At 37.1% G+C, this 21,121-nt stretch carries 17 protein-coding genes and 1 tRNA gene; 3 read left to right on the forward strand and 15 right to left on the reverse strand.

Annotated features, from left to right (window positions below; translation table 11 throughout):
• Window positions 1–194 (reverse strand): hypothetical protein (locus tag J3U63_RS01840; protein WP_267370318.1); only part of this gene is annotated, 194 nt, incomplete at its 3' end.
• A gap of 262 nt (window positions 195–456) precedes the next feature.
• Between J3U63_RS01840 and J3U63_RS01845 the strand changes: the two genes are divergently transcribed.
• The gene (locus J3U63_RS01845; RefSeq protein ID WP_267370319.1) at window positions 457–1,503 is read left to right on the forward strand and encodes a LacI family DNA-binding transcriptional regulator; all 1,047 of its coding nucleotides are present in this window, start codon (window positions 457–459) and stop codon (window positions 1,501–1,503) included.
• Between the two features lie 79 nt (window positions 1,504–1,582).
• Here the strand turns inward: J3U63_RS01845 and truB are convergent, their stop codons facing one another.
• The 12 genes from truB to J3U63_RS01905 all read right to left on the reverse strand — a co-directional run bounded on the left by truB (window position 1,583) and on the right by J3U63_RS01905 (window position 17,155).
• Complete coding sequence (gene truB / locus J3U63_RS01850; RefSeq protein ID WP_416381277.1) at window positions 1,583–2,482, reverse strand: tRNA pseudouridine(55) synthase TruB; 900 nt, start codon at window positions 2,480–2,482, stop codon at window positions 1,583–1,585.
• Window positions 2,483–2,550: 68 nt separating this feature from the next.
• The gene (gene rbfA, locus J3U63_RS01855) at window positions 2,551–2,928 is read right to left on the reverse strand and encodes a 30S ribosome-binding factor RbfA (RefSeq protein WP_065798776.1); all 378 of its coding nucleotides are present in this window, start codon (window positions 2,926–2,928) and stop codon (window positions 2,551–2,553) included.
• A gap of 65 nt (window positions 2,929–2,993) precedes the next feature.
• Window positions 2,994–5,675: a translation initiation factor IF-2 gene (infB, locus tag J3U63_RS01860; protein ID WP_267333383.1), complete on the reverse strand. Its 2,682-nt coding sequence runs from the start codon at window positions 5,673–5,675 to the stop codon at window positions 2,994–2,996.
• Window positions 5,676–5,692: 17 nt separating this feature from the next.
• Complete coding sequence (gene nusA / locus J3U63_RS01865; protein WP_065798778.1) at window positions 5,693–7,168, reverse strand: transcription termination factor NusA; 1,476 nt, start codon at window positions 7,166–7,168, stop codon at window positions 5,693–5,695.
• Window positions 7,169–7,184: 16 nt separating this feature from the next.
• On the reverse strand, window positions 7,185–7,646 hold the full coding sequence (rimP, locus tag J3U63_RS01870; protein WP_065633366.1) for a ribosome maturation factor RimP: 462 nt from the start codon (window positions 7,644–7,646) through the stop codon (window positions 7,185–7,187).
• A gap of 191 nt (window positions 7,647–7,837) precedes the next feature.
• Window positions 7,838–7,914: transfer RNA gene (locus J3U63_RS01875), tRNA-Met, on the reverse strand.
• 207 nt (window positions 7,915–8,121) lie between these two features.
• A complete protein-coding gene (trpA, locus tag J3U63_RS01880) occupies window positions 8,122–8,928 on the reverse strand; it encodes a tryptophan synthase subunit alpha (RefSeq protein ID WP_267348702.1) in 807 nt (268 codons plus the stop codon).
• On the reverse strand, window positions 8,925–10,118 hold the full coding sequence (gene trpB / locus J3U63_RS01885) for a tryptophan synthase subunit beta (protein ID WP_267343521.1): 1,194 nt from the start codon (window positions 10,116–10,118) through the stop codon (window positions 8,925–8,927). The genes trpA and trpB overlap by 4 nt, the downstream gene beginning before the upstream one ends.
• 21 nt (window positions 10,119–10,139) lie before the next feature.
• Window positions 10,140–11,522 (reverse strand): bifunctional indole-3-glycerol-phosphate synthase TrpC/phosphoribosylanthranilate isomerase TrpF, encoded by a 1,383-nt coding sequence (gene trpCF / locus J3U63_RS01890; RefSeq protein ID WP_323849518.1) that lies wholly within the window; start codon window positions 11,520–11,522, stop codon window positions 10,140–10,142.
• 14 nt (window positions 11,523–11,536) lie between these two features.
• Window positions 11,537–13,168: a bifunctional anthranilate synthase glutamate amidotransferase component TrpG/anthranilate phosphoribosyltransferase TrpD gene (gene trpD / locus J3U63_RS01895; protein ID WP_267370321.1), complete on the reverse strand. Its 1,632-nt coding sequence runs from the start codon at window positions 13,166–13,168 to the stop codon at window positions 11,537–11,539.
• On the reverse strand, window positions 13,168–14,730 hold the full coding sequence (locus tag J3U63_RS01900) for an anthranilate synthase component 1 (protein ID WP_267370322.1): 1,563 nt from the start codon (window positions 14,728–14,730) through the stop codon (window positions 13,168–13,170). The genes trpD and J3U63_RS01900 overlap by 1 nt, the downstream gene beginning before the upstream one ends.
• Window positions 14,731–15,073: 343 nt before the next feature.
• On the reverse strand, window positions 15,074–17,155 hold the full coding sequence (locus J3U63_RS01905; RefSeq protein WP_267370323.1) for a tetratricopeptide repeat protein: 2,082 nt from the start codon (window positions 17,153–17,155) through the stop codon (window positions 15,074–15,076).
• A gap of 320 nt (window positions 17,156–17,475) precedes the next feature.
• Here J3U63_RS01905 and J3U63_RS01910 point away from each other — a divergent pair, with 320 nt between their 5' ends.
• Complete coding sequence (locus tag J3U63_RS01910) at window positions 17,476–18,384, forward strand: SPFH domain-containing protein (RefSeq protein ID WP_267333377.1); 909 nt, start codon at window positions 17,476–17,478, stop codon at window positions 18,382–18,384.
• A 120-nt stretch (window positions 18,385–18,504) separates the two neighbouring features.
• Window positions 18,505–18,969, forward strand: coding sequence for an NfeD family protein (locus J3U63_RS01915; RefSeq protein WP_267333376.1), 465 nt, complete (start codon window positions 18,505–18,507; stop codon window positions 18,967–18,969).
• A 50-nt stretch (window positions 18,970–19,019) separates the two neighbouring features.
• On the opposite strand, the gene yqfB is transcribed toward J3U63_RS01915, so the two are convergent.
• Window positions 19,020–19,334, reverse strand: coding sequence for a N(4)-acetylcytidine aminohydrolase (gene yqfB / locus J3U63_RS01920; protein WP_323849488.1), 315 nt, complete (start codon window positions 19,332–19,334; stop codon window positions 19,020–19,022).
• A gap of 29 nt (window positions 19,335–19,363) precedes the next feature.
• Window positions 19,364–21,031, reverse strand: coding sequence for a bifunctional metallophosphatase/5'-nucleotidase (locus J3U63_RS01925; protein WP_267370324.1), 1,668 nt, complete (start codon window positions 21,029–21,031; stop codon window positions 19,364–19,366).
• Window positions 21,032–21,121 lie beyond the last annotated feature (90 nt).

A 21,121-nucleotide genomic window follows, 5' to 3' on the forward strand; every position in this document is an offset into this window, starting at 1 on the left:
GAACTTGTAAAAGAAATGCGATAATGCCAGGGCTGGTTAAGGGCTTCATCACTGCTTACCTCTAATACCGATATTGCTGAGCCTAGTGCTTCAATTGTTAATGTGTAACGATTATGGCTAACATCTGATAACATGTTGTTAATGCCAGCTTTTTCACCTAATGTGCTAATTAGGTTGCTGAGCGCCTTAGGCATAGTTATTTCCTTCTTATTCCTAACAATCTTTTTTTTAATAATTTATTTTTTTATTAATTGTAAACGCTTTAAAACAAGGACAGTACATATTTAATCATAACAGATTATCTAAGTAGCATATATTAAATTGGCAAAATAGTCTTTAGTTACTACATAGTCAAAATTATTTGGAAGGCAGATCGCTAAATTCGCTCAAAATCAATTACAGAACTTAGTAACTTGATTAATGTAATTATAATTTTAATAGACTACTTTAATTATTATGAAAAAAACTACACTGTCTGTGATTGCCAAACAGGCAAATTTATCGATTGCGTCGGTATCTAGGGTGCTTAAAAAACCTCATTTAACCTCTGTTACAACGCAATCTAAAGTTTACCGAGCGATTGAAGAGTTAAAGATTGATATAAGTTGTAATTTAAAGCCTCATAGCCATTTTAATAAATCTAATCGCATTTTAGTTTTGGATAATCAATTTACACCATATACATTAATTAACTATGGACTGGAGCAGGCGTTAAGACAAGCAGGTTTTACAGTATTTTATTTTCGCTTTCCATGCCAATCGAAAACTGATATTCATCATTTAATTCAATTTATTAACCAAAACACCTTTGCCGGAATTTTAGTGATTAATGATGCACCTTACTTAAGTGAGCTTGAACAATTTAAAAAAGCATTGCCACCAATTGTTTTAATAAATCATTTTTCGCGTAATTTTAGCTGTGTTTATTTTGATCATTTGATGATCGGTTACCAAATAACGCAATATTTATTAGAAAACGCACATCAAAAAATCGCAATTTTGATGAATGATAATAATAAAATTTGTTCCACACTTTTTTTGCAAGGGTATCAACAAGCGTTACTCAGAGCAAATATAGAATTTAATCCTCACTATCTTGTTGAGCATTGCATTAGTTATGAACATGGCAGAGCTGCCGTAAAAAAACTAATCAATAGCAATAATCCACCTTCAGCGGTTATTTGTGGTGATAATAGTAGTTTGAGCTATCCAGAAAAGAATTATCATAATTTGCAATGTCATCTTTCCGATTATCATGTTGTTTTAGGTGCATTACATCAAGCCCATGAAAGTCAAGCTCAGCTAGTTCGTCCGCTTACTATAACCTATGTGGGCCATGCAAGTGCAAGGCAATATAACGAATTAGATAAATTAAGTCGAATAAATAAACCATTGTATAAAATGGGCCAAGATTCCGCTAATTTACTTTGTCAACATATTGATAATGCTATAAAAAACGTTAAAAGCTATCACATTATAGAAGCAGAACCTCGTTTTTATTAATGATTAACATCCACTTTAACTTTACCCGATATTACGAGCAATAAATAGCATAAATTATCTAGGTAACGATGTTCTATAATCAAACTGATATCAGGCGTTTTGGTGATAGTTGATTAAATTTTTGTATACCAATACCGATAAACTGTTGTTCTTGATAAATTCGAACTAATGTTTCGCTCGATACTGATGTATCAAGTACAATATTTCGGCCTAACAATATGTCTTTTCCTTGAATATCAGTTAAAGTAATTTTTGGATAATCTTGCACAGGACTATCCACTGGCATAAGTAAAGCTTGTTTATCGGTAATGTGTTGTAATTCATCCAAGCTGATCATTTTATCAATCGGATAATTTGATACTTGCAAACGTCTTAAATAAATAACATGCGCGCCACAGCCAAGTAGTTCGCCCAAATCATCAATAATGGTTCGAATATAAGTGCCCTTCGAGCAATGTATTTCTAATGTTAATTGGTTATCATCTGGATTAAATTGAATAAATTGATTTTGGTAGACAGTAATAGGCCTTGCTTCACGTTCAATCACAATACCTTGACGGGCATACTCATATAGGGGTTTACCTTGATATTTTAATGCTGAAAACATGGTCGGTACTTGTAAAATATCGCCACGAAAATGCGTTAATGCTTCATCAATTTGTGATTGAGAAATATTAACAACTTTAGAACAAATAATTTGACCATCTGCATCTGAAGTATCAGTTCGTTCGCCTAACTGGGCAACCACGCGATAGCGTTTGTCTGAATCTAACAGGTATTGCGAAAATTTGGTCGCCTCACCAAAACAAATTGGTAACATGCCTGTTGCTAAAGGATCAAGTGCACCTGTGTGCCCTGCTTTTTTTGCATTGAACAGCCTTTTTACTTTTTGAAGTGCATCATTAGAAGTCATACCTTGCGGTTTATCTAACAATAAAACGCCGTGAATGTCACGGCGAATTTTTTTTGTATTCATCATTGGTGCTTTATATTCAAGGTTTAAGTTTTTTTAATAATTATTTGCTAAGTATAATTTTAACTTTTTAGTTAATCTTTATGCCGTTCATTGTCTTGTCTAATCACATCAGACACTAAATTAGACATTTGCATTCCTTTAACCAGTGACTCATCATAAAAGAATTTGATTTCAGGAATAATGCGTAAACGCATCGCTTTACCAATTAAGGTTCGGATATATCCTTTTGCATCATTAAGCACAGTTAGTCCCTGCTCAATAACTTGTGGATCATCATCATTAAGAAAAGTTACAAATACTTTGGCATAGGAAAGATCGCGCGAAATATCTACGCCAGAAACAGTGACCATTCCTAATCGTGGATCTTTGATTTCTCGTTGTAAGATGATCGCAATCTCTTTTTGTAATTCATGCCCAACTCGTGATGAGCGGCTAAATGTTTTTGCCATATCTATTTTCCTTAAAATATGAATAAGCAAGGCTTAAACCTTGCTTATAACATGTTTGGTAATGATTAAATGGTACGCTTGATTTCGATAGTTTCGAACACTTCGATACTGTCACCAACACGAACATCATTGTAGTTACGTACACCAATACCACATTCCATACCATTACGTACTTCATTAACATCATCTTTGAAGCGTCGTAGGGATTCAAGTTCACCTTCATAGATAACAACGTTATCACGAAGTACCCGAATTGGATTATGGCGTTTGACCACACCTTCTGTCACCATACAACCAGCAATCGCACCAAATTTTGGTGATTTAAATACATCACGCACTTCAGCAAGACCAATAATTTCTTGTTTGTATTCTGGTGCAAGCATACCGCTCATGGCTTGTTTAACTTCGTCAATTAAGTCATAAATAACAGAATAGTAACGAAGATCTAAGTTTTCAGACTCAATAACCTTACGTGCCGATGCATCAGCACGAACATTAAAGCCTAAAATTATCGCATTTGAAGCCGCTGCTAATGAAGCATCAGTTTCGGTAATTCCACCAACACCTGAACCAATAATTTTCACTTTCACTTCATCAGTTGAAAGTTTAAGCAATGAATCACAGATCGCCTCAACCGAACCTTGAACGTCAGCTTTTAACACGATGTTAAGTTCAGATACATCACCCTCAGTCATGTTGGTAAACATGTTTTCAAGTTTCGCTTTTTGTTGACGCGCAAGTTTCACATCACGGAATTTACCTTGTCGATAGAGCGCAACTTCACGCGCTTTCTTTTCATCACGAACAACAGTGGCTTCATCACCTGCTGACGGTACGCCAGAAAGACCTAAAATTTCAACCGGAATTGAAGGGCCCGCTTCGGTAACTTCTTTACCTAATTCGTTGCGCATTGCACGAATACGACCATATTCAAAACCACACAGAACGATATCGCCTTTTCGTAAAGTACCTGATTGAACTAGCACTGTTGCAACTGAACCACGACCTTTATCTAAGAATGATTCAATTACCACTCCGCTCGCCATACCAGATTCATACGCAGTAAGCTCAAGGACTTCGGCTTGTAATAAGATTGCTTCAAGTAATTGGTCGATGCCGGTACCTGCTTTAGCCGAAACATGAACAAACTGAGTATCACCACCCCAATCTTCTGACATAACGCCATATTGGGCCAGTTCACCTTTTACGCGCTCAGGATCGGCTTCTGGTTTGTCGATTTTATTCACTGCAACAACGATTGGTACATTTGCCGCTTTCGCATGTTGAATAGCTTCAATAGTTTGTGGCATCACACCATCATCAGCCGCTACAACTAATACCACGATATCGGTTGCTTTAGCACCACGCGCACGCATTGACGTAAATGCAGCATGGCCTGGTGTATCTAAAAAGGTAATTTCGCCATTTGGTGTTTTTACATGGTAGGCACCGATGTGCTGAGTAATACCACCGGCTTCACCCGATGCCACTTTCGCTTTACGGATGTAGTCAAGTAATGAAGTTTTACCATGATCAACATGTCCCATGATAGTGACGACAGGCGCTCGAGCAACTTTTTCAGCGCCGGTATCACGGTCGCTCATGAGCGATTCTTCTAGTTCGTTTTCACGACGAAGTACCACTTTGTGTCCCATTTCTTCGGCAACAAGTTGTGCCGTTTCCTGATCGATAACCTGATTAATGGTTGCCATCGCCCCCATCTTCATCATAGTTTTGATAACTTCAGAACCTTTAACAGCCATTTTATTAGCAAGTTCAGCAACAGTTATCGTTTCACCAATGACTACATCACGGTTAACGGCTTGAACAGGTTTAGTAAAGCTTTGTTGCAATGCACTTTTACCTTTCTTTTTGTGACCACTACGCGTAACTGCACGGGCTTCTTCTCGTTCAGCTTTACCTTCAGATAATTTACTAGCTTTTTTCTGTTTAGTTTGTTTACCGCCACGACCTCGGCCTCGACCACCTTCGACTTCTCGGTCGGTATCATCTTCAGCAGCGCGTGCATATTTAGATGTGGTGACATGATAATCATCATCTTCACTATTGTCGTTATCATCAGTATCACTATATTGCTCGGCTAGTTTGCGAGCTTCTTCGGCCATACGTTTAGCATCTTCTTCTAATTTTCGACGATTTTCTTCTTCAGCTTTACGTTTTATTTCGTTGGCCTCTGCTTCTAAACGCGCTTTTTCTTCTTGTGCTTTTTTTACTTTAGGATCCGTTGTCGGCTCTTGCACAGGTTTAGCGGCTTGCTGTTTAGCTTTCTCTTCTTGAGCACGTTTTTTAGCCTCTTCTTCGCGTTTTTTAGCTTCTTGCTCTGCAGCTAACTTCGCTTTCTCTTCAGCTTCTTTACGCGCTTGTAATTCTGCTAATTCTGCTTCTTGTTTAGCTTTTTCAGCTTCTAGACGTGCTTTTTCTTGCTCGGCAGCAATTTCAGCCGGATCGCGTTTTACAAAAGTACGTTTTTTACGGACTTCGACTTTAATTTCTTTGCTTTTGCCACCCGCACTTGACACATTCAACGTTGAATGAGTTTTACGTTGTAGTGTTAATTTTGTTGGACCTTGCTGAGGATTTAAATGCGCAAGCAAAGCTTCTTTTTCCTTTTGTGTAACAGTGTCAGACGCGGTTTTTTTCATCCCAGCATCGGCAAACTGTTGCAAAAGTGTTTGCACTGGAGTATTTATCTCTTGAGCCAGTGTTTCGATTGATACTTTGGTCATGTATTACTTTCCCTCAATTATTCATTTGCAAACCAACAAATATTACGTGCAGCCATAATAAAATCGCCAGCTTGTTTACTTGTTAAACCTTCAATATCCACGAGATCATCGGTACCTTGTTCTGCTAAATCTTCCAAGGTAATAACGTCATGTTGGGCTAATTGGTAGGCTAATTCTTGTGTCATACCCGGTAAATCTAATAAATCTTGCGCCGGTCTTTTATCGCCACTATGAGCAAGCGCTAAGGTTGTTAAAGCATCTTTTGCGCGATTTCTTAATGCTTCAACCAGTTCTTCATCAAGTTCTTCAATTTCAAGTAATTCATCAACCGGTACATAAGCAAGTTCTTCTAGCGAAGTAAAACCTTCTTCAACTAATAGTTGTGCCAGATCTTCTTCAATGTCTAAATGCTTCATTAAGTTACTGATTGCAGCAAATGATTCGGCATGATGTTTTTCTTGTAAATCTTCGGTACTCATTACATTTAACGTCCAACCCGTAAGTTGTGATGCTAAACGGATATTTTGCCCATTTCGACCAATAGCCTGTGGTAAAGTATCAGCATTAACAGCCACATCCATTGTATGTTTATCTTCATCAACAACAATTGACACAACATCAGCAGGTGCCATAGCATTAATCACGTACTGTGCAGGGTTATCATCCCACAATACGATATCAATACGTTCACCACCAAATTCATTCGAAACTGCTTGGACTCGAGCGCCTCGCATACCAACACATGCACCAACTGGATCGATACGACGGTCGTTACTGCTAACAGCAATTTTAGCGCGAGAACCCGGATCACGAGCAACACCTTTAATGTCGATCATCTCTTCACCAATTTCAGGGACTTCAATACGGAATAGCTCTTCCATCATCTCTGGGTTAGACCGGCTAATGCATAACTGCGCAGGTTTATTGTCTTGTTCAACCAAATATAAAATACCGCGTACACGATCGCCAATACGGAAGTTTTCGCGTGGCAGCATATCATGACGTGACATCATTGCATCGGCATTATTACCTAAATCTAAAATCACGCTATCGCGATTGGTTTTTTTGACGATACCCGTTACGATTTCACCAATTCGGTTTCTAAACATATCAATCACCATTGCACGCTCAGCTTCGCGTACTTTTTGTACAATAACTTGTTTCGCCGTTTGTGTTGTAATTCGGTCAAAAGCAACAGATTCAATTTGTTCTTGAACATAGTCACCAATTTTTAATGTTGGATCTTCATATTGCGCTGCTTCTAGGGTTATTTCTTTAGTTGGTTGTGTAACTTCATTGACCACCAACCAACGGCGAAATGTATCATAATCGCCAGTTTTATGATCAATTTTTACCACAACATCAATATCAACATTATGTTTCTTTTTAGTGGCTGTTGCTAATGCGGTTTCTAACGCTTCAAAAATTTTGTCACGCGTTAGTGCTTTTTCATTTGATACTGCTTCAACAACAGCTAAAATTTCTTTATTCATCCTTTACACCCGTACTCTATTTAAGGTTAAAATTAGGTACTATATTTGCTTTTTGAATATTGCTAAAAGCAAACACTTCATCGTTATTATCCACCGTTAGTGTAATCATCTCATTATCAATGGATTTTATCTGTCCTTTCCATTTGCGACGATTAGCAACAGGAATACGCAGACTAATTGTGACTTCTTCACCAACAAAACGTTGATAGTGTTCTAACGTAAACAGTGGCCTGTCCATACCTGGTGATGAAACTTCAAGGTTATAAGCATCTTTGATAGGATCTTCCACATCAAGCACAGCGCTAATTTGTCGGCTAACATCAGCACAATCATCAACAGTTATACCGTTTTCACTATCTATATAAACTCGTAACACTGGGTAACGGCCACGAATGTATTCAACGCCAACTAACTCAAAACCAAGGGCATTCACAGGTTCTTGTATGATATCCGTCAATTGCTGTTCTATATTAGCCAAACAAACCTCCACTGCAAAAAATAAAAAAAGGGCATATAGCCCAACATTCCTTTTAAACTTACGCTTAAATCAAAACACGAAAAAAAACCTCGACATGCGAGGCTACATTTAAAACTAACTATAATGAAGCCACTTGATTCGAACTTTCACGCAATAAAAAGGGTAAATTGATTTATGAATGAAAATCTAAGTGGTTGCGGGGGCTGGATTTGAACCAACGACCTTCGGGTTATGAGCCCGACGAGCTACCAAGCTGCTCCACCCCGCGATAGATGGTTGAAGATTATACCTTATTTTAAATAAAGTGCAACGTGTAATAATGTTAATTTTAGCAAATATAGCTGAAGTAATTGATTAATCTAACAGAATAAATTTCAGTCTTTTTTACAAAACAAATGTAAAATAAGTAAGCAAAATGGCATAACCAAATCTATAAAAAAATAAAATATTCCGCTGAATTCTCAGCGGAAAAAAATTATTTAGACGTCGCTAATTTCATCTTTTTAACAAACTCGGTCATTTCATTGAGCATTTTTTCAGGTTCATCTAAATTTTTCTCGATAATTTTGACTGTCGCAGATCCGGCGATCGCACCAGCTGCTCCTGATTTAATTGCTTCACTCACTTGTGAGGGTTCTGAGATACCAAATCCTTGAATCGCTGGCGGCGCGCCGTACTGAGTCAATTTTTGGATTAAATGCGTTAAAGGTTTATTGGCGCGATTTTCAGTACCGGTTACACCAGCACGTGACACAAGATAGGTGTAACCTTTACCCAATTCAGCTATTTTTTTAATAACTTCGTCATCAGCATTTGGTGGGCAAATAAAGATTGGCGCAATCTTATATTTTTCTGCATGTTTGGTAAATTCTTGTGCATACTCAACCGGTAAATCAGCAATTAATACTGAATCTACGCCTGCTTTTGCACATTTCGCATAGAAGTTATCAATACCATTTTTAAAAACTAAATTAGCATAGATGAGTAAGCCAATAGGAATATCAGTATGATAGCTTCTGATTTGAGTTAATATTTCAAAACATTTTTCAACACTAATACCACCTTTAAAAGCGCGAATATTCGCATTTTGAATGGTTGGTCCATCGGCCATAGGGTCAGAAAACGGAATACCCAGCTCTAATGCATCCGCACCAGCATCAATTAAAGTTTGTATTATTTGTAAAGAGAGTTCTGGATTAGGATCCCCAACAGGAACAAAAGGAACAAATGCGCCCCGCTTTTCTTGATTTAATTTATCAAATAATTTTTGATAACGGTTCATTCAATTTCTCCTTTTGCTTTTAAAATATCATAAACAGTAAAGATATCTTTATCTCCGCGGCCCGATAGATTGACAATCAACAGCTGCTCTTTATTAGGATTTTCTTTGATCATCTTTAGTGCATAAGCTAAAGCATGCGATGATTCTAACGCAGGAATAATACCCTCATGACGCGACAACGCTTTAAAGGCATCTAACGCTTCATCATCGGTAATCGAAACATATTGCGCACGGCCGATACTATCTAAATAAGCATGTTGAGGTCCAACCGATGGAAAATCAAGGCCCGCTGATATCGAATACGACTCTTCAATTTGTCCTTCATCAGTTTGCATCATTGGCGATTTCATACCAAAGTAGATACCCAATTTACCATGTTTTAATGATGCACCATGTTCACCGCTTTCAATGCCGTGTCCACCCGGTTCAACACCAATTAAGCGTACTGATTTTTCTTCAATAAAATTTGCAAACATACCAATTGCATTAGATCCACCGCCAACACAAGCAATCACGGCATCAGGCAAACGTCCTTCTTTTTCCATAATTTGTTGTTTGGCTTCGCGGCTAATCATCTGCTGAAATTCACGTACAATAGTCGGGAAAGGATGCGGACCTGCTGCGGTACCTAGCATATAGTGAGCTTTTTCATAACTTCCTGACCAGTCACGCAACGCTTCGTTACAGGCATCTTTCAAGGTAGCTGAACCTGTTTCAACTGGAATCACAGTCGCCCCCATTAAACGCATTCTAAACACATTAGGCGCTTGCCGTTTAACATCTTTTGCGCCCATATAAATACGGCATTTTAAGCCAAGTAACGCACAGGCCAGTGCTGATGCAACGCCATGCTGCCCTGCACCGGTTTCGGCAATAATTTCGGTTTTGCCCATACGTTTGGCAAGTAACGCTTGCCCTAATACTTGATTGGTCTTGTGCGCACCGCCATGTACAAGATCTTCACGTTTTAAATAGAGTTTAGTTTTAGTGCCTGCTGTTAAGTTTTTACATAAAGTAAGCGCAGTAGGTCGACCGGCATAATTGACTAATAAATCATTAAACTCTTTTTGAAAACTTGGATCATGAATCGCTGATAAAAAAGCATCCTCAAGTTGCTCAAGCACAGGCATCAATATTTGAGGGACATACTGCCCACCAAACTCACCAAAATAAGGATTTAATTTTGACATAACTATTCCTTTTAACATTAATTAAATTTGTTCAAATACAGCTTGAATTTTGTGTTTATCTTTAATACCCGGCGAAATTTCGACACCAGAATTTAAATCCACCCCAATCACATTTGTAGCTAAAGCATTTTTTATATTTTGCGGATTAATGCCGCCGGCTAAAATCACATTAGTTAAATCTTGCCCAGCTAGTAGTGACCAATCAAAGCTTTTACCCGTTCCCCCGGCGCCATGATCAAATATATAACGACTGACTAACGGATTATTGTGTTCGGGGATGGTATTGCTGATACTTAATGCTTTCCAAATCTGACAATTTTTAGGTAATTTTTCACGTAATAATTGGATATATTGGTTATCTTCATCACCATGCAATTGAACAGCATAAAGTGAGAGTTGTTCGGCTATTTGACAAACTTGATCTATCGTTTCATTTTTAAACACACCTACCCAATTTAGCGGCGCAGCTGAAATGACTATTCGGGCATTTATTGGCGAGATATAACGAGGTGATTTTGGTGCAAATATCAATCCACCATATACCGCACCGGCTTGGTAAGCTGCTATCGCATCTTCAGCGCGAGTTAAACCACAAACTTTATTTTCACCCAGCATGACTTTACGAATCGCTAAGGTTAAATTAGGTTCTGACATCAGCGCGCTACCAATTAAAAAACCACTAGCAAACTGACTTAATTCTTTAACCTGATTATGTGTGTAAATCCCCGATTCGCTGATAATAATGCGATCATCAGGAATCGTTTTCGATAGATTTTTAACGCGATTTAAATCGACACTCAAATCACGCAAATTACGATTATTAATGCCTATCACTTTAGCACCAAGTGCAATTGCTCGTTCCACTTCGGCTTGCGTGCTTGCTTCGGTTAATATGCCCATATTGAGTTGATGAGCGATACGGCTTAAGTGACGATACTCATCGTCATTGACGACTGATAGCATTAATAAAATGGCATCGGCCTGATAATAACGCGCTAAGTAAATTTGATATTCATCAATAATAAAGTCTTTGCAAAGAACAGGCTGAGTTACCTCATTACGTACGATAGGCAAAAACTCAAAACGTCCTTGAAAGTATTTTTCGTCGGTCAACACCGAAATAGCCGAAGCATAATCTTTATACACTTTGGCAATAGTTGCAGGATCAAAATCATCCCGAATTAACCCTTTTGACGGTGAGGCTTTTTTGCATTCTAAAATAAATGCTGTTTTAGTTTGATTTAATGATTGATAAAAATCACGATCACTAGGCTTCACATCCATTTTAAATGTTTCAAGCGGTTTTGATGCTTGCTGTGAGACTAACCAACTTTGTTTATCTTCGATGATTTTTTTCAATACGGTTGCCATTTCAACATTTTCCGTTAATGCTGCAATTGCCATATTTTTCTCCACTGTTATCTTGCCGCTAATTGCTGTAATAGTTGATAAGCTTTACCACTACGCATCATTTCAATCGCTTGTTTAGCATTTTGTTTTAAATCGGACTGACCAAACAAACTCATTAACATCGCAACGTTAGCGGCGATCGCTGCTTCATGAGCCTGTTTGCCATGTCCTTGTAAAATCGCAATTAACATATCACGATTCATCTCTGGCGTGCCACCTTCAATATCTTTTAATGTATATTGCTGTAAGCCAAAATCTTGCGGTGTTAACGTAAAGTAACGAATTTTGCCATTATGCACTTCAGCCACTTGCGTTTCACCATGAATCGCAACTTCATCCATTCCTGAACCATGTACCACATAGGCATGGGTATAACCTAACATAGTTAACGTTTCAGCAATCGGTTTGATTAAATCTGGGTGATATACCCCTAATAAAATTCGTTTAGGACGAGACGGATTAATGAGCGGCCCTAGTACATTAAAAATCGTTCGAGTCTTCAATTGCTGACGAACCGGCGCGGCATGACGAAAACCTGAATGATATTGCTGAGCAAATAAAAAACATACACCAAGCTCATCTAACGCCTTACGCGAATCTTCGGCCGGCATATTTAATTTAATGCCTAAAGCAGACAACACGTCTGATGAACCTGATTTACTCGACACCCCACGGTTACCATGTTTAGCCACCTTGTAACCTAACGCAGCAGCCACAAAGGCACTGGCGGTTGAAATATTAATACTGTTGGTGCCATCACCACCTGTTCCGACAATGTCGGTAAACGCATAATCTGGAATAGCAAAACTATCGGCATTTTCAAGCAACGCTTGCGCAGCTCCTGCGATTTCATCTGGCTTTTCACCGCGAACTTTCATACTAATTATTGCTGTTGCCAATACCGTCGGTTCGATTTTACCTTGAATAATTAAGTTGAACAGTATTTTACTTTCTTGTTGGCTTAATACCTGTCCTAAATATAACTTATTGAGAATAGGTTGAATATTATACTCTTGCTTATCAATAATGGCTTCTTGTTTTGGTTGCGCTGTTTTTTGTGATGGATTAAGCGCCCACTCAATGGTTTGCTCAAGCAGTTTTACGCCTTGAATAGTTAAAATTGATTCGGGATGAAACTGAAAACCACACACCCGATCCTCATCATTACGCACCGCCATCACAATATTGTTACACAAGGCATTAATGGTTAGGGTTTTAGGAATATTTTCGCCTTTTAATGAATGATACCGCGCGACCGGTAATGGATTAGGTAAGCCTTTAAACATGGCTTGTTCATCGTGTTCAATAAGTGAAGCTTTGCCATGTAAAATATCACCCGCTGGTACAATGCTTCCACCATAAGACTCAACAATCGCCTGATGACCAAGGCAGATACCTATAATCGGTAATTTACCTTTTAGGCGTTTAAGTAATTCTGGCATACAACCTGCTTCACTTGGTGCGCCGGGTCCTGGCGATAACATCAAAATCGGATTTTGCATTTGTGAGAGTTTTTCAACTATCACATCAGCCGGGATCGTATTACGATAAATCGTCACATTATGTTGGCTATTACGTAGTTGATCGACGAGGTTATAAGTAAAAGAATCAATATTATCAATAAATAAAATATTAGCCATTAGAATATACCTTCTACATTATGTGCTGCCATAATTGCTCTAACCACAGCGCGCGCTTTATTACGTGATTCGTCGGATTCAAATTGTGGTTCAGAATCTAAAACCACGCCGCCACCAGCTTGAACAGTCGCTATGCCGTTTTCAACATAAGCACTACGAATCACAATACACGTATCAAGGTCACCATTGGCAGTAAAATACCCTACTGCCCCACCATAGCTACCCCGTTTAACTTTTTCTGATTCGGCAATCAATTGCATTGCACGAATTTTGGGCGCACCGGTTAATGTCCCCATATTCATGGTCGCTTGATAAGCATGAAGTGCATCTAAATCTTCACGTAATTGACCAATGACTTTTGACACCAAATGCATCACAAACGAATAGCGATCAACTTTGAGTAAATCTTTAGTATATCGTGTACCCGGCTGACAAATACGTGCTAAATCATTACGAGCTAAATCGACTAACATTAAATGTTCTGCTAGTTCTTTCTTGTCGGTACGCATATCTAACTCTAAACGACTATCTAAATCATAATCAATGTCGCCATTGGCGGTTAAGCCTCGAGGACGCGTTCCGGCAATAGGATAGATTTCAACTTGATTGGTAGCTTTACTATATTTAAGCGCGCTTTCAGGTGAAGCACCAAATAACACAAAATCCTTATCTTGCATATAAAACATATAAGGGCTTGGATTATTAGTTTTAAGAAGTTGATAGGCAGACAAAGGCTTAGGACAAGGCAATGTAAAACGACGAGATGGCACTGCTTGAAATATTTCGCCTTGTTGAATCGCATCTTGCATCTTTTTAACTGTGGTATTAAAGTCATCATCACTTTTATTACAATCAACCGTAATATTGGCAAGGGATTGAGTAGGAATTGGCTTTATCGGTTGGTTTAACAAAGTTTGCAGCTCATCAATACGTTTAGTTAAACGTTCCACTTCGTTTGGATCAGCCGTGAAAGCGGTCGCTTTTAATATTGAAACGTGATTTTGATGATTAATTTCTAATAACGTTTCGGCTAAATAAAAACAAAAATCTTGGCAGCGCATATCAGTAGGGAGTTTAGGTAAATTTTCAAAACCAGCCACCAAATCATAACTAAATAGCCCGCCAACAAAAATCGCATCATGGCTTGCTTGTTTCGAATAATTCACAAGACTAAGTAGCGTTCTTAGCGCATCAAAAACGGATAGCGATTTTAATCGAGAATCCTCATCTTGCATGGCATCAACTTGAGGAAACACCAATGTCAACTTTGACGTTTCAGCTTCAACTTTCACAGTACTTGCTGAAAATGCATCGGCAAGTAAAGGTAACAACGTTTGCCCATTTGAAGTTAAAGCTTCAAATATCACCTGCTGATCGATTGCCGAAATGCGTAATGCACTATCCACAATCATCACACTTTTTATGCCTTGCTTGTTATCGATTTCGGCTGATTCAAGCAGCAATGTAGCTGGCCTGTCATGACATAATTGATAAAATACCTGAGTCGGATCTTGATAATAACCAATGGTTTTGGTTATCTGCGTTAATGTTGGCTTATTCATTGTTGACTCTCTATTTTTAAATTTTTATTTAAACTATGCATTTGATTATTAGAAACTAAAAACCCGCGCTAAGCGGGTTTTATAAACAAAGACAATGCTTTATCAAATCACCCGCCCAAAGTGATACGCCACCAACCAAAATTAGCGAATTTGCAAGCAATCAAATAAAAGTATTGTGATTTCATGATTATTATTAATGTAAAATGAATGTTGTACTATTAAACTAGTTCATTGATGCAATGTCAAGTGAATATTTTGTGTGCAAAAATAAAATTTATTTTAGTATATCAATAGCAAGTTTAACCAAAGGATGCTATTTGTTATAAAGCATCCTTTGTAAAAATTAGCGCAACGGCATTTCGGATTGAATCACTTTAACCAACTTAGATCTTGGTTTTGACGAAATACGAAAGTGGTTAGTAATCCATAATTTATGATGTGCTTCACATTGCGGACCTAAATAAATCTTCTCAATATAATCTTCCACCGTTTTGTAATTAATAAATAAACTGCTGGCTTGAACATAATCTGTCGGCGCTTGAATTTTTTCATCGGCAATATTTGTGATATAAATCATTCGACATTCATCTTCATCTTCAAATGCAGCATGCTTGATTAAGCACGAGATAGGCATGACGGCTAAGGTAATTAATTGATCGAGAATAGAAAGATTTTTTACCTGTCCGTTTGCCTTTAATTTTTTTATTTTTTGTTTTATTTGATTTAATATCTTTCTAATTGTTTTAATTTTATGCTTTTCATCTAATTGTTTTAGGTAGTCATTCCATTTTTTTTCAATCTCAGCTGCAGAACTTTCTCGGTGCTCCAGATAAAAAGAAAATTTATTACGTTTGGCAAGACTAATATATTCATTACTTGGATCAAAATACAAACAACGGAACAAAGGTAGATCATGAAAGGAGGATTGTGTTAACGGTTCGTTCTTCTCATTAGCATCAGTTTTATTATCAATAAAATCTTGTTTTGCCATTTTAACTGATGTGAATTTATTTAAATGATTAATACCATCAGGATTGATGCTTTGCTGAACATCGTCGCCAAAAAAATTTTGATTAAATACGACACTGACACTCGAGCCGACAATATTGTTTTCATTGCCATATAAACGAAATTGATTTAACGAATTGTGATTAAATGAAAAACTGGCTAAAAAGCTTTTAATTTCACTATCCCTATCGGTTTTAATATCGAGCCAATTAGTCAGGATCTGATTTTCAGTGGGATCGTTCATAAAATCAACCACATTTAAACGGAAATCGCTAGGCTCATTTTTTAAAAGACTAAATAACACGCCCGGTCTAGTATAATGCGCAACCTGCCGTTCATATTGTTTCTCTTCACTTTTTAAGTTTTCATTTAATTTAAATGTAACCAGTAACTGCTTCTGAATATTTTCTGCTAATGTTCTGATATCACAAATGTACTGAGTAACTGATTGCTCGCGTTTATTGGCATCGGCAAATAGTGAAGAAGCTTCATTATTATTATCAATGACTGATAACATGATTTGAGCAATAATATAATGTTTAAATAAATCATTGGAATAAGACACTTTCAGATAATATTCTTCTGCTTTTTTTAAACTCCCTTCTGTTTTTTTAAAATAGATATTATCCCCTAAATAAAAATTCGCTATATTGGAAACAACAGGATTAATGCTATCACAACATTGTAAGAAACACTGACTGGCTTCGTTATAAAGCTGTTTTTCAGTTTGATAGATAAGACCTAAATGATATTGTGCGCTAACATAAGCATCGGCATTATCCTCCCTATGTACCTGTAAATAATGGCGTTCTGCCTGCTTGATATCCTGTTTTTTAAATTGGTAAATAAACGCTAAACAATATTGAGCCCTAGCATAAGCATCGGCATTATCCTCCCTATGTACCTGTAAATAATGGTATTCTGCCTGCTCGATATCCTGTTTTTTTAATTGGTAAATAAGTGCTAAATTACATTGTGCCCTCGCATAAGCATCGGCATTATCCTCCCTTTGTACCTGTAAATAATGGTATTCTGCCTGCGCTATGTTATTTTCTTCATCTTGATATATCAGGGCTAAATTGAACTGAGCTTCGGCATATAAATTAGGATCAACACTCTTTTCAATCTGTAAATAATGGTATTTTACTTGTTCAATGTTATTTTCATGTTGATATATCTGAGCTAAATTAAACTGAGCTGTAGCATATAATGTCGAATTACCTAGCTTTTCAACCTTTAATAAATGTTTAATTGCGGCTTCACTATTTTTTTTAGCCAAAAAATAAATTTTGGCTAACTCAAATTGAGCCTCTGAATATGCTTGATCACCATCGTTTTTGGTGATTTTTTTTAAATCTGCAATTTTCTGCTCGATCGTTTGTTGTTTAATATTTTGTTCAACTGTTTGCTCTGCCATTATTATTCCTATTCTGTTTTTCTTATCATATTTAATCGTAGTAAACAATTAAACGACAGCCAGTATGTGCTCGGCTGGAATGATTCTTGTTGGTTAATATTAGCGCGTCGTTTAAATTAATAGACACAGTTTAGCGTTAAGTTAAAAAATCACCAAAAATTTAACAAGAAATAGAGCAAAAATATGACTAAAAATAAATTAGCTTCATAAAATCAATAATAAATAACATAAAGATTATTTATTAATAACTGGTCAAAAAATCTCATAGCCATTAGAATGCTTATACCGTCGAAATTCATATTACTAAGAGAAATTAATCTATGCCTATATTTTATATTTTTATCGGTATCATCGTGTTACTCGCACTAATCACCGTTTTAAAATGTATTACCATTGTTCCGCAAGGTTATCAATACACCATTGAGCGTTTTGGTAAATACACCCACACACTTGAACCGGGATTGAATATCATTATTCCTTTTATGGATGGGATTGGTCGTAAAATTAATATGATGGAACAAGTGCTTGATATTCCATCACAAGAAGTTATATCAAAAGATAATGCCAACGTACAAATTGATGCCGTTTGCTTTATTCAAGTGCAAGACGCAGCTAGAGCCGCTTATCAAGTCAATCAACTTGAACGTGCTGTAATTAATTTAATGATGACCAATATTCGTACGGTACTCGGCAGCATGGAACTTGATGAAATGCTATCACAACGTGATCATATCAACTCAAAATTACTTAGCATTGTTGATGATGCAACAAACCCTTGGGGCATTAAAATCACCCGTATTGAAATTCGAGATGTTCGCCCGCCGGCAGAACTTATTGCCGCGATGAATGCACAAATGAAAGCAGAACGTAATAAACGTGCGGAAATTCTGGAAGCTGAAGGTGTTCGTCAGGCAGCAATACTACGTTCAGAGGGTGAAAAACAGTCCGAAATATTAAAGGCCGAAGGTGAGCGACAAGCTGCATTTTTACAAGCCGAAGCCCGTGAACGTGCGGCCGAAGCCGAAGCAAAAGCCACACAAATGGTGTCTGATGCAATTGCAGCAGGTAATATCAATGCAGTTAATTACTTTGTTGCACAAAAATATACTGAAGCGCTACAACAAATCGGATCGGCAGATAACAGTAAAGTCATTATGATGCCTTTAGATGCATCAAGTTTAATGGGCAGTATTGGTGGCATTGCGGAGCTCATTAAAAACTCTAAATGATGTCACAAGGTAGTTTCCGAACTGGTTGTATATATTTTCCAAGGTACTTTAAGTACAAGTTATTTTGGAATTAAATAAATACTTTTGCAATTTCAATTATGTAATTAGGTAAATTAAACGATGACTGATATTTTAACCGTTATTTATAATTCCCCTCATTGGGTATTTTTTATTTTAGGGGGAACATTATTAATTGCAGAATTGCTTGGTACTGGTGGCTACTCACTTTGGAGCGGCATCGCTGCAATTGTTGTGGGTCTTATTGCTTGGATTTTGCCTCTGTCTTGGCCTGTTTTATGGATTTTATTTGCTATATTTACCTTGGTTTCAGCATATTTATGGTGGCTATGGCTTAAAAAGTCTGGGCAAAGCAAACCGAATAGCAACGAAATTAATCAACCCCAACAAGATTTAATTGGTATTAAAACCCTTGTTACCGACGCCATTATCAATGGCTCAGGCCGAGTCAAAATCAAAGACGGCACTTGGCCAGCACAATGTAATATTAATTTACCGGTTGGTCATGCTGTTGAAGTTATCGCGGTTAATGGTCTAGTTTTAACGGTACAACCAATAAAAAACTAGTTACATTTTGCTTTTTACCAATAAAAGAACGCGCCTAAGGCGCGTTTTTTTTAGATTGATAATAGTTGAAAAGCAATAATAAAAAACTGTTGTTCGTTAGGGTAAATATCACTAATGATTTTTTTCAGTTCAGTTAAGCTCATATTTTCTTGCTTAGCCTGTTCTTCAGTCAATTGATTGAGTGTTACAGGCGTCACATTAGTAATTTTTATACTACAAAAATATGCATCCGTTTCAAAAACGCCCACTCGCAACGTATCACCAACCTTAAAATGTGATTCACTTTTATCACGAATAGTAATAGTTTTTAAACCTGCCAAAATATCCGATTTAAAACGTTGGTAAAACGTTATATCATTTTTCACAACGATCATCCTTTTTATTAAACGAGCGGTTAAGGTTTGATACCGTTCACTTGCCAGTTATGGTTAGATTCATCAGTAATTTTACCTTTTTTGACGTCTGTAATATATTTTATCGTCATATTACGGATAGTGCCTTGTTCATCACCGAAAGCGGTTCGCGAGTCCCAAGTTGGTTCAACACGTCTTCCTTCTAATGGCCCACCTTTTTTGACTAACATTTCGTAACGATAAGCGTTCATACCTAATTTCAGCTTCATATCCGCAGTGATAGCCTGACCATTAAGCAATGTTAAATTTTTAATTCGCTCACCAACCGGTTGAGTTAAATCAATAGTATATTTGACCCCACCAAACATATCGTAAGTCATATATTTTGACGCGCCACGAATGGGATCATATTGATAATTTTTATCACCCGGTTGTACTTGGGCAAAATAAGCAGCAGACCATTCCATATAGTCTTTAAGGTCTTGACCGGTAACTTCGAATATACTGGTTTCACCAGCGGTATATTGATAATTATTGGCGATATCTTTACGCGTAATTGGACCTTTATTCAGGATTGCTTTTTTATTATCAACCAACACAGAAGTCACATCCGCACCGCTATAATATAATTGAACAGCGTTGAGTAAATGGGTTAGCCCTGTTTCTTCAAGGTAAATCGCAGGAATACCATGAATCATTTGCTGGGGAACCAAATCACGATCGGTTTCACCAATAACCTGATTGGCTATTTCTCTTAATTGTTGATGATAAGGCGCATAAATTTTTTCAATTGCCGGATCGGCAGCATACGATTTAACTGGCTGTGTTTCGGCTTTTTTATTAACTAAAGAGGTTTTGTTTTTTTCAAGATCAAAGGTTAAATCAACCACCGAAACCACGGTACCATAACGATGCGGTTCAGTAATCAAAACATTATTGATCACTTTTTCACTTATATTTTGATGATTATGCCCGGCTATAATCACATCGATATCGGGCACTTGGTTAGCCACATCAGCAACGCCGGTTCCTGGTTTATTGTTTTCATTATCCACCCCCATATGGGTAACTAAAACAATAGCATCAACATGTTGTTGTTTTAACTTTTCAACTTGTTTTTGTATTTCTGGAATTGGCATAGTGAATTCCATTTGTTTTACATAACCTGTTTTATCTTCATATTCAGGTACAAATGGTGTCGTTGCCCCAATAAAACCAATTTTTACGCCATCTTTTTCAATAATGGATGTAGCGGGTAAATAGGCTTTACCTGAGTCTTTATAAAAGATGTTCGCTGCTAATGTTTTACCTTTAAATTCAGCAACGATTTTATCAACAACTGGCATGCCAAAATTAAATTCATGGTTACCTAATACCATAATGTCATATTTCATAGTATTAAGAGCCTCAATAGCTGGATGATTTTTCACATCGTGAAAACGTTCAATTTGGTTATCTTGAATAATATCACCCGCATCAACCAAAATGACATTAGGGTGATGCTCACGAAACTGATTAACAAAGGTAGATATTTGTGCGTAAGAACCGGATAAATCAGCCTTATCTGTACCATAATCCCAAGGTAACATTCGTCCATGAACATCGGAAGTTGCTAAAATAGCGACATTTACCTGTTTAGCCAACAGTGGCAAGGGACTGGATAAAGCCACAATCGTGAATAATGATAACAATCTTTTATTGAGTAACATTTTAAGCTCCTTTAAAACTCGACAAACAAATAATCTTCCCTATACGAAAATAAAATAACTAATACGTTAAAAGCATCGTTCATTTATAAT

Origin of the sequence: Gilliamella sp. B2838, from assembly GCF_026536185.1 — a bacterium.
Classification (GTDB): Bacteria; Pseudomonadota; Gammaproteobacteria; order Enterobacterales; family Orbaceae; genus Gilliamella.

Bases quoted from the DNA above. Each gene is read 5' to 3' on its own strand.
- J3U63_RS01925 (WP_267370324.1), bottom strand. From the start codon at position 21,031: ATGTTACTCAATAAAAGATTGTTATCATTATTCACGATTGTGGCTTTA.
- J3U63_RS01915 (WP_267333376.1), top strand. From the start codon at position 18,505: ATGACTGATATTTTAACCGTTATTTATAATTCCCCTCATTGGGTATTT.
- truB (WP_416381277.1), bottom strand. From the start codon at position 2,482: ATGATGAATACAAAAAAAATTCGCCGTGACATTCACGGCGTTTTATTG.
- trpB (WP_267343521.1), bottom strand. From the start codon at position 10,118: ATGTCAAAATTAAATCCTTATTTTGGTGAGTTTGGTGGGCAGTATGTC.
- J3U63_RS01905 (WP_267370323.1), bottom strand. From the start codon at position 17,155: ATGGCAGAGCAAACAGTTGAACAAAATATTAAACAACAAACGATCGAG.
- rbfA (WP_065798776.1), bottom strand. From the start codon at position 2,928: ATGGCAAAAACATTTAGCCGCTCATCACGAGTTGGGCATGAATTACAA.
- nusA (WP_065798778.1), bottom strand. From the start codon at position 7,168: ATGAATAAAGAAATTTTAGCTGTTGTTGAAGCAGTATCAAATGAAAAA.
- J3U63_RS01845 (WP_267370319.1), top strand. From the start codon at position 457: ATGAAAAAAACTACACTGTCTGTGATTGCCAAACAGGCAAATTTATCG.
- trpA (WP_267348702.1), bottom strand. From the start codon at position 8,928: ATGAACCGTTATCAAAAATTATTTGATAAATTAAATCAAGAAAAGCGG.
- trpCF (WP_323849518.1), bottom strand. From the start codon at position 11,522: ATGGCAATTGCAGCATTAACGGAAAATGTTGAAATGGCAACCGTATTG.
- J3U63_RS01910 (WP_267333377.1), top strand. From the start codon at position 17,476: ATGCCTATATTTTATATTTTTATCGGTATCATCGTGTTACTCGCACTA.
- infB (WP_267333383.1), bottom strand. From the start codon at position 5,675: ATGACCAAAGTATCAATCGAAACACTGGCTCAAGAGATAAATACTCCA.
- trpD (WP_267370321.1), bottom strand. From the start codon at position 13,168: ATGGCTAATATTTTATTTATTGATAATATTGATTCTTTTACTTATAAC.
- J3U63_RS01900 (WP_267370322.1), bottom strand. From the start codon at position 14,730: ATGAATAAGCCAACATTAACGCAGATAACCAAAACCATTGGTTATTAT.